Origin of the sequence: Clostridium sp. CAG:43 (assembly GCF_000434655.1) — a bacterium.
Lineage (GTDB): Bacteria > Bacillota > Clostridia > Lachnospirales > Lachnospiraceae > Otoolea > Otoolea fessa.
The window spans coordinates 69380-78068 of sequence record NZ_FR895093.1; the positions used below are offsets into that span (position 1 = coordinate 69380).

General features: G+C 48.1%; 9 protein-coding genes. 7 read left to right on the top strand and 2 right to left on the bottom strand.

Translation table 11 applies throughout. The features are described from left to right. From QVO97_RS07760 to QVO97_RS07790, 7 genes are all read left to right on the top strand, one after another. On the top strand, positions 1–1203 hold a 1203-nt coding region (locus tag QVO97_RS07760; RefSeq protein ID WP_288189347.1), incomplete at its 5' end, for a sodium-dependent transporter. A 326-nt stretch (positions 1204–1529) separates the two neighbouring features. Further along, positions 1530–2855, top strand: a complete 1326-nt coding sequence (gene rsxC, locus QVO97_RS07765) for an electron transport complex subunit RsxC (protein WP_022359775.1) — start codon at positions 1530–1532, stop codon at positions 2853–2855. A 13-nt stretch (positions 2856–2868) separates the two neighbouring features. Continuing rightward, complete coding sequence (locus tag QVO97_RS07770) at positions 2869–3810, top strand: RnfABCDGE type electron transport complex subunit D (protein WP_022359776.1); 942 nt, start codon at positions 2869–2871, stop codon at positions 3808–3810. Next, the gene (locus QVO97_RS07775; RefSeq protein WP_022359777.1) at positions 3810–4418 is read left to right on the top strand and encodes an RnfABCDGE type electron transport complex subunit G; all 609 of its coding nucleotides are present in this window, start codon (positions 3810–3812) and stop codon (positions 4416–4418) included. The genes QVO97_RS07770 and QVO97_RS07775 overlap by 1 nt, the downstream gene beginning before the upstream one ends. 14 nt (positions 4419–4432) lie before the next feature. Then, on the top strand, positions 4433–5134 hold the full coding sequence (gene rsxE / locus QVO97_RS07780) for an electron transport complex subunit RsxE (RefSeq protein WP_022359778.1): 702 nt from the start codon (positions 4433–4435) through the stop codon (positions 5132–5134). Further along, positions 5134–5709, top strand: coding sequence for an electron transport complex protein RnfA (locus QVO97_RS07785; protein ID WP_022359779.1), 576 nt, complete (start codon positions 5134–5136; stop codon positions 5707–5709). Before rsxE ends, QVO97_RS07785 begins: the two co-directional genes overlap by 1 nt. A 15-nt stretch (positions 5710–5724) precedes the next feature. Further along, positions 5725–6516: an RnfABCDGE type electron transport complex subunit B gene (locus tag QVO97_RS07790; RefSeq protein ID WP_022359780.1), complete on the top strand. Its 792-nt coding sequence runs from the start codon at positions 5725–5727 to the stop codon at positions 6514–6516. 150 nt (positions 6517–6666) lie between these two features. Here QVO97_RS07790 and QVO97_RS07795 read toward each other — a convergent pair whose 3' ends face one another. Next, positions 6667–7110, bottom strand: a complete 444-nt coding sequence (locus QVO97_RS07795; RefSeq protein WP_022359781.1) for a hypothetical protein — start codon at positions 7108–7110, stop codon at positions 6667–6669. A 79-nt stretch (positions 7111–7189) separates the two neighbouring features. Continuing rightward, entirely contained in the window at positions 7190–8287 is a 1098-nt protein-coding gene (gene ychF / locus QVO97_RS07800) for a redox-regulated ATPase YchF (RefSeq protein ID WP_022359782.1), read from the bottom strand. Positions 8288–8689: the final 402 nt, after the last annotated feature.

Sequence of the window (8689 nt, forward strand, 5' to 3'; positions counted from 1 at the left end):
GTCGGCAGAGCGAGCCAGAAGAGTGCGGCGCTTTCATTTGATGTGCTGGAGCCAAAGGGTACTAAGTGGCATTTTGAAAAATGGTTCGCGATGGCGGGCAACTATGTCCTGATGATGTTTTATACGACGGTAGCCGGATGGCTTCTGCTGTACGTGTTCAAGATGGCGAAAGGCGATTTCGTGGGTCTGGATGCGGACGGTGTAGCAGGGGAATTTGGCTCTGTACTGGCAAATCCGGGACTGATGACGGTATTTATGCTGCTCTGTGTCGTATTCTGTTTTTCCATCTGTGCGATGGGACTCCAGAACGGCGTTGAGAAGATCACAAAGATGATGATGGTCTGCCTGTTATTCCTGATGGTTGTGCTGGCAATCAATTCGGTGCGGATGGAAGGCGGACGTCCGGGACTTGAATTTTACTTAAAGCCGGATTTTGGCAAGATTCAGGAGGTTGGTGTTGGCAAGGTCGTATTTGCAGCGCTGGGACAGTCGTTCTTCACGTTGAGTATCGGTATCGGTGCGATGGCGATTTTTGGAAGTTATATCGATAAAGAGCGCAGCCTGACCGGCGAGGCAATCAATGTACTGGTCCTTGACACGCTGGTAGCGTTTATGGCAGGACTTATCATTTTCCCGGCATGTGCGGCTTACGGCATCGAGGCAGGACAGGGACCAAGCCTGATCTTCATCACGCTGCCGAATGTATTTAACCACATGGCAGGCGGACGTTTCTGGGGCACGCTGTTCTTTATCTTTATGACCTTTGCGGCGGCATCAACGGTCACAGCGGTATTCCAGAATATCGTATCCTTTGCAACGGATCTGACTGGCTGTTCGATCAAAAAGGCAGTCTGCGTCAATCTGGTGGTGATTGCGGTCCTGTCGCTTCCGTGCGTGCTGGGTTTCAATCTCTGGAGTGGTTTCATGCCGTTCGGAGAGGGTAGCAACGTGTTGGATCTCGAGGATTTCATCGTCAGCAACAACCTGCTTCCACTCGGAAGCCTCGTTTACCTGATGTTCTGTACCAGCCGGTATGGCTGTCCCAGCCGGTATGGATGGGGATTTGAGAATTTCCTCAAGGAGGCAAATGAGGGAAAAGGCGTGAAGTTCCCGCGCCAGGTGCGGGTGTATGTGACGTATGTCATTCCGCTGATTGTGCTGTTTATTTTTGTGCAGGGGTACTGGAGTAAGTTTTTCCAGTAGACTGTGCAGCTCTTTAGGTAACGAGAAAAAAGGCTATTGATATAGTATTTAAGAGAAAGTTTTACGGGATTTTTTCACAGTTTTGTTAATTCTGTATAAACAAAAGCTATATTATAACCATTTGTATTAATTTTTATACAGAGTGAAGGAGGCAGAAGATTCATTTTCCAATTGTGAATTTTTTTTTCCTGTGTTATACTAGACGCGGTAGATTCTAGCTCCTACGCCCGACAATATTTTCACAATTTCGGCAGAAAAGGCATCTGTCGGGAGGTGAATGGGTGGAGGATGAGGGAAAATTTAGTAAGAGAAAGAGGGTTTAATTGATGGGTTTGGCTACATTTATAGGCGGCATTCATCCATTTGAGGGAAAAGAACTGTCTGAGGATAAGCCGATCAAGTATCTCGAGCCGTTACAGGGCGAGGTTATGGTTTATCCGCTGTCCCAGCACATTGGCGCACCTGCGAAACCACTGGTAGCGAAGGGCGATCACGTGCTGAAAGGCCAGATCATTGCAGAGGCAGGCGGATTTATTTCCGCAAACGTACTCAGTTCTGTTTCCGGTACAGTAAAGGGAATCGAGTCCAAGCTGGTTGCCAATGGTGCAATGGTTCAGTCAATCCTGGTGGAGAATGACGGTGAAGAAGAGGCGATCGAGGGATTTGGTACAGACAGAGATGCATCGAAGCTGTCCAAAGAGGAGATTCGCCAGATCGTTAAGGATGCCGGTATCGTCGGCCTGGGCGGCGCTGGTTTCCCGACACATGTAAAGCTTACTCCGAAAGATGAGAACGCAATTGATTACGTTATCGTCAACGGTGCAGAGTGCGAGCCGTACTTAACCAGTGACTATCGTACCATGATAGAGCGTCCGGAGCAGATTATCGGCGGTCTGAAGGTTATGCTTCAGCTGTTTGACAATGCGAAGGGTGTTATCGGTATCGAGAACAACAAGCCGGAGGCTATCAAGAAGCTGACGGAGATGGTAAAGGACGAGCCGAGAATCGAAGTATGTCCGCTGCTTACCAAGTACCCGCAGGGTGGTGAGCGTACACTTATCTATGCAGTGACAGGACGTGAGATCAATTCTTCCATGCTGCCGGCAGATGCAGGCTGTATCGTAGACAATATTGATACCGTTGCTTCTATTTATAATGCAGTATGCAAGACAACTCCGCTGATCCGCAAGATCATTACGGTAACCGGTGATGCCATTGCAGAGCCGCAGAACTTTGAGGTACGTCTTGGTACCAACTATCAGAGACTGGTAGAGGCAGCAGGCGGCTTTAAACAGGAACCGGAGAAGATGATTTCTGGTGGTCCTATGATGGGACAGGCTCTTTTCAGCCTTGACTTCCCGGTAGCGAAGACTTCATCTGCTCTGACCACCTTTACCAAGGACCAGGTAGCAGCGATGGAGCCGTCAGCATGTATCCGTTGCGGACGCTGTGTAGGCGTTTGTCCGGAGCACCTTGTACCTCCGCTGATGATGAAAGCATCTACAGCTCACGATCTTGAAAAATTCCAGAGCTTAAACGGCATGGAATGCGTTGAGTGCGGATGCTGTGCATATGCTTGTCCGGCAAGACGGCCGCTGACCCAGGCATTCAAAGAGATGCGTAAGGCAGTAGCAGCCAGCCGCAGAAAGTAGGAGGTGGTAAGAAATGGAAAAATTATTAAAAGTATCGTCATCACCTCACGTTCGTGACGGAGTTACGACACAGCGCCTGATGTTTGACGTTGTGATCGCCATGATTCCTGCCAGTGTTTATGGTGTATGGCAGTTCGGCATGAATGCACTTCTGGTTCTGATCGCTACCGTGATCGCCAGTGTGGCAGCCGAGTATCTTTATGAGAAATTAATGCACAAGCCGATTACGATTTCGGACGGCAGTGCAGTTGTTACTGGCATGATTCTTGCACTGAATATGCCGCCGGAAATCCCGGTTTGGATCCCGGTTCTTGGTGCATTCTTTGCAATCATCGTTGTAAAACAGCTTTACGGTGGTCTGGGACAGAACTTCATGAACCCGGCACTGGCAGCCAGATGTTTCCTTCTGACTTCCTTCGCTCTGTTTATGAATAACTTCTCATCCGCAAAGCTTGGATTTGACAGTCTGACAAGTGCAACTCCGCTGGCACAGTTAAGAGCCGGTGAGACAGTGGATCTGGCATCCCTGGTAATCGGACGTATTCCGGGAACTATCGGTGAGGTATCTGTAATTGCCCTGCTGATTGGTGCGATTTACATGGTAGTCCGCAAAGTTATCAGCCCGGTTATCCCGCTGATTTACATTGGAACCGTATTTGTATTTACATTCCTGTTTGGCGGATTCAACCTGACCTATTCTCTCAGTGAGATCTGTGCAGGTGGTCTTATCTTCGGTGCATTCTTTATGGCAACCGATTATGTAACGAGTCCTCTGACTCCGAAGGGACAGATCGTATACGGACTGATCCTCGGAATCGTAACCGGAATCTTCCGTCTCTGGGGTGCTTCTCCGGAGGGCGTTTCCTATGCGATCATCTTCAGCAACCTGCTGGTACCGCTGATTGAGCGCTATACGCTTCCGACAGCATTTGGAAAAGGAGGTCAGAAGAAATAATGAACCAGATTATCAAAAATACAATCATCCTTTTCGTTATTACTCTGGTAGCTGGTATCTGTCTGGGAACAGTACATGATATTACGCTGGATCCGATTGCACAGGCACAGGAGGCAGCAGCTACTAAAACTTATCAGGAAGTTTACCCGGATGCGGCAAGCTTTGATGAACCGCAGGAGCTGGCTGACGCAGTAACTGCTGCAGCGGACAGCATCTCTGAGTGGGGATTTGGAAAAGTTACCATCAATGATGCAAAAGAAGCGCTGGATGCAAGCGGCAACCAGATCGGTTACCTGATTACCTCTACCTCCGCAGAGAGCTACGGCGGCAACGTGCAGATCGCAGTTGGTATCACCAACGAGGGCGAGCTGACCGGTATCGGTTTCTTAAGCATCAGCGATACGCCAGGTCTTGGTATGAGAGCCAAAGAACCGGATTTCAAGGATCAGTTTATCGGCAAGAAAGCTGAGAACCTGGAAGTTACAAAGACAGGCGCGTCTGCAGATAATCAGATTGAAGCCATCAGTGGTGCAACGATCACTTCCAAGGCAGTCACCAACGCGACAGATGCAGCTATCTATTTCGTGGCTAACTGCCTGGCACAGTAGGAGGTGGAAAGATTATGAATAAATATGTAGAGCGCTTATATAACGGTATCTGGAAAGAAAACCCGATTTTCGTTCAGATGCTGGGTCTGTGTCCGACCCTGGCGGTAACCACTTCCGCCATCAACGGTGTCGGCATGGGACTTTCGACAACCGCCGTACTGATTGCGGCGAACTTTCTGATTGCATTGCTTCGTAAGATCATTCCGGACGGCGTGCGTCTGCCGGCAGAGATCGTAGTCGTAGCATCCTTCGTAACCATCGTAGATATGTTGATGGAAGGTTTCGTTCCAAGCTTATATGCTTCCCTGGGACTTTACATTCCGCTGATCGTAGTTAACTGTATCATCCTTGGCCGTGCCGAGGCATATGCTATGAAGAACGGCCCGATCCTGTCTGCATTTGACGGTATCGGTATGGGACTTGGATTTACAGTTGCTCTGGCACTCATCGGTTCTTTCCGTGAGCTTCTGGGTGCAGGTACTATCTTTGGTATCCAGATTATGCCGGCTTCCTATCAGCCGATCTCAATCTTCATCCTGGCGCCGGGTGCATTCTTCGTACTGGCTTGCCTGACTGCTCTTCAGAATCGTCTGAAGATGCCGTGTGCAACAAACGGTTCCGTAAAAGAGAAGAAGAAGGGTGGCTGCTGCAGCGGCGACTGCTTAAGCTGTGCTGGTCATGATGCAGAAGTTAAGAAGGAACAGGAGGAGAAGTGATGAAAGAATTACTTATTATTGCGATAAGCTCGGCGCTGGTCAGCAACGTCGTACTGAGCCAGTTCCTCGGTATCTGCTCCTTCGTCGGCGTATCCAAAAAAGTTGAAACAGCAGCTGGTATGGGTGGTGCGGTTATCTTCGTTATTACCATCGCATCCATCGTTGCAAACCTGATTTATCAGTTCGTTCTGGCACCGCTTGGTATCGATTACCTGAAAACCATCGTTTTCATTCTCGTTATCGCAGCACTGGTTCAGATCGTTGAGATGTTCTTAAAGAAGTGCATGGTTTCCCTGTATAACGCGCTGGGTGTATTCCTTCCGCTGATTACAACAAACTGTGCCGTTCTTGGTGTTGCTATTACAAACGTTCAGAATGGTTACGGATTTGCACAGAGCGTGGTAAATGGTGTTGGTACAGCCGTTGGTTATACGATCTCCATCATTCTTTTAGCAGGTATTCGTGAGCACATTGAAGGAAATGATATCCCGTATAACTTCCAGGGGTCTCCTATCGTACTGGTAACGGCAGGCCTGATGGCAATTGCATTTCTCGGATTTTCCGGATTACTGTAGAAGGAGGAGACGAAGATGGATATGAATTCAATCATTATTGCAGCTGTCGTAATCGCGGCAGTCGGCATTATCGTCGGTGTAGGCCTTGGTCTGTTCGGCGCAAAATTCAAAGTTGAAGTGGATGAAAAAGAGGCAGCTGTCCGTGAAGAGCTTCCGGGCAACAACTGTGGTGGCTGTGGTTATCCGGGTTGTGATGGTCTTGCTAAGGCTATCGCAGAAGGAAAAGCTCCGGTCAATGCCTGCCCGGTCGGCGGCGCTCCGGTTGGCGAGAAGATCGCTGCTATCATGGGTGTAGAGGCCGGTTCCTCTGAGAAAAAGGTAGCTTTCGTTAAATGTAAAGGTACCTGTGACAAGACAAAAGTACAGTATGAGTACCATGGTATCGAGGACTGTGCGAAGGCATCCGTTGTACCGGGTGGCGGTGCAAAGGCATGTTCTTACGGCTGTACCGGTTTCGGTACCTGTGTGAAGGCATGTAAATTCGATGCAATCCATGTGGTAGACGGCGTAGCGGTTGTAGACAAAGAGAAGTGTGTAGCGTGTGGTGCCTGCGTGGCAGCCTGCCCGAAACACCTGATCGACCTGGTACCGTACAAGGCAAAACATCTGGTACAGTGCAGCTCCCACGATCGTGGACCGGCTGTCAAAGCAGCCTGCCAGGTTGGCTGTATCGGCTGTACGCTGTGTACCAAGCAGTGTAAGTTTGACGCAATCCATATGGATAACAACGTAGCTGTTATCGATTATGAGAAGTGCGTAAACTGCGGAGCTTGTGCAGCGAAGTGCCCGGTTAAGGTTATTCAGTAAATAACGTAAAAGAATACGGACATAAAAAGTCCGGTTGAACCGTTTGAAAAGATGGTTCAGCCGGATTTTTTTGGTTAAAAGATAAGGTGCTTTTCTAAAGCATCCGATGAAGGTGTTCTCTGAAATTTTTGATGTTATGCTATACGATATTTAAAGGATTGCTTTTGCTAATGCAGTATGTATCACATTTAATAATGCCTGCGAGGTATACTGGCTGCCACTTTCAAAGGAGAGATTTTCAAGCGATTGCGTGCTCACGATCTGCTCCGAGAGATGCGAAGCGGAAGAGGAGAGCAGTGGGTACATAGTTTCGATGGAATCGCTTAAAGGACGGCAGGTAACAGAGGTGATCTGGGTGGAATCAACCGTGACTTCGACGTTGACTGCCTGGCTGCCGAGTGTCAGGGTAGAACTGTACATACCAGGCAGATAGGAAATGCCGGCCGCAGCGGGAGCGGAGGCGCTCTGCGTCTTCCTGCCCGGTCGGAACATGATGAGAAGAAGGGCGATGAGAAGAAGCCCCAGTCCGATAAAGATAGCAGTATAAATAATCTCTTTCATGCGGAGTACGACAATTTTTGTTTTTGAGCTCATAAAAAATCCCCGGAATTCGTTTAATACAGTGTATGAGCGAATTTCGGGGAAAATGTTTTTAAATTATATGGAAGGGGTATTAAACATTAAAACGGAACAGCACAACATCGCCGTCCTTCACCACGTAGTCCTTGCCCTCCATGCGTACCAACCCTTTTTCTCTGGCTGCATTGTAGGAACCGCAGTCTAAGAGATCCTGATAGTTGACTACCTCGGCTTTGATGAAACCGCGCTCAAAATCAGAGTGGATCTTTCCAGCTGCCTGCGGAGCTTTGGTGCCGACCTTGATGGTCCATGCGCGTGTCTCGGTTTCTCCGGCAGTCAGATAACTGATGAGACCAAGCAGACGGTAGCTGGCTGCGATCAGTTTTTCAAGACCGGATTCGGTCAGACCGAGATCTTCGAGGAACATCTTTTTCTCGTCCTCGTCCAGTTCTGCGATTTCCTGTTCAATCTGTGCACAGATAACAAATACCTCGCTGTCGTTCTCAGCTGCGAATTCGCGAACCTGTTTTACATATTCATTGGAAGCACCGTCATCTGCCAGATCATCCTCGGATACGTTGGCAGCGAAGATAACCGGTTTCCAGGTTAAGAGATCCAGCGTATTGATGAACGTGAGTTCATCCTCGTCCTCCGGCTCAAAGCTCTTAGCCAGATTGCCGTTTTCAAGGTGCGCATACAGTTTTTTCAGAGTTTCCAGCTCTTTTGCAAGGGATTTATTTCCCATGGCGCTCTTGGTTGTCTTGGCAATACGGCGTTCCAGAACTTCCATATCGGAGAAGATGAGCTCCAGGTTGATGGTTTCGATATCGCGGAGCGGATTGACGCTGCCGTCTACATGGATAACATTTGGATCCTCAAAGCAACGGACAACGTGTACGATCGCGTCTACCTCACGGATATTGGCAAGGAACTGGTTTCCAAGACCTTCGCCCTTGGAAGCGCCCTTTACCAGACCAGCGATATCAACGAACTCGATCACAGCCGGAGTGATTTTGGCAGAATTATAAAGAGCTGCTAACTGACCCAGACGCGGATCCGGAACCGGTACGACACCGACGTTCGGATCGATGGTACAGAACGGGTAATTGGCAGACTCAGCGCCAGCCTTGGTCAGAGAATTAAACAGTGTACTTTTGCCTACGTTTGGCAGACCTACGATACCTAATTTCATTTTATGATTTACCTATCCGAAAACCCTTTGCTTATCAGGATTTCCGCCTTTCTTTCGGTTTCTTATTGCGCCTTTTTACGCCCTTTTTGTAATGTTTCTTAATTTTAATGAAAGAAATCAATGCAACTATGTATTATAGCAGAAAGACGGCGCTTTTTCAATCTCAAAGGAGACATTTTGTGGCTATAGGAATGCAGAAATGGTTACTGGGCACGTATGCGTGAACAGTAACCAGAAATGTGTAATGGTTGTCTATTTTCCTGTTTAAGAAGTAAGAAAGGTTTTTTTAAGGGAGCTGCGGAGTGGTAGGATAGGGCTGAAATACATGATTTTACAGTAGAAAGAAACTATAAAAATATAGGAATAATTAGAACAAATAAAAAAAAATAAAAAAAACAAAAA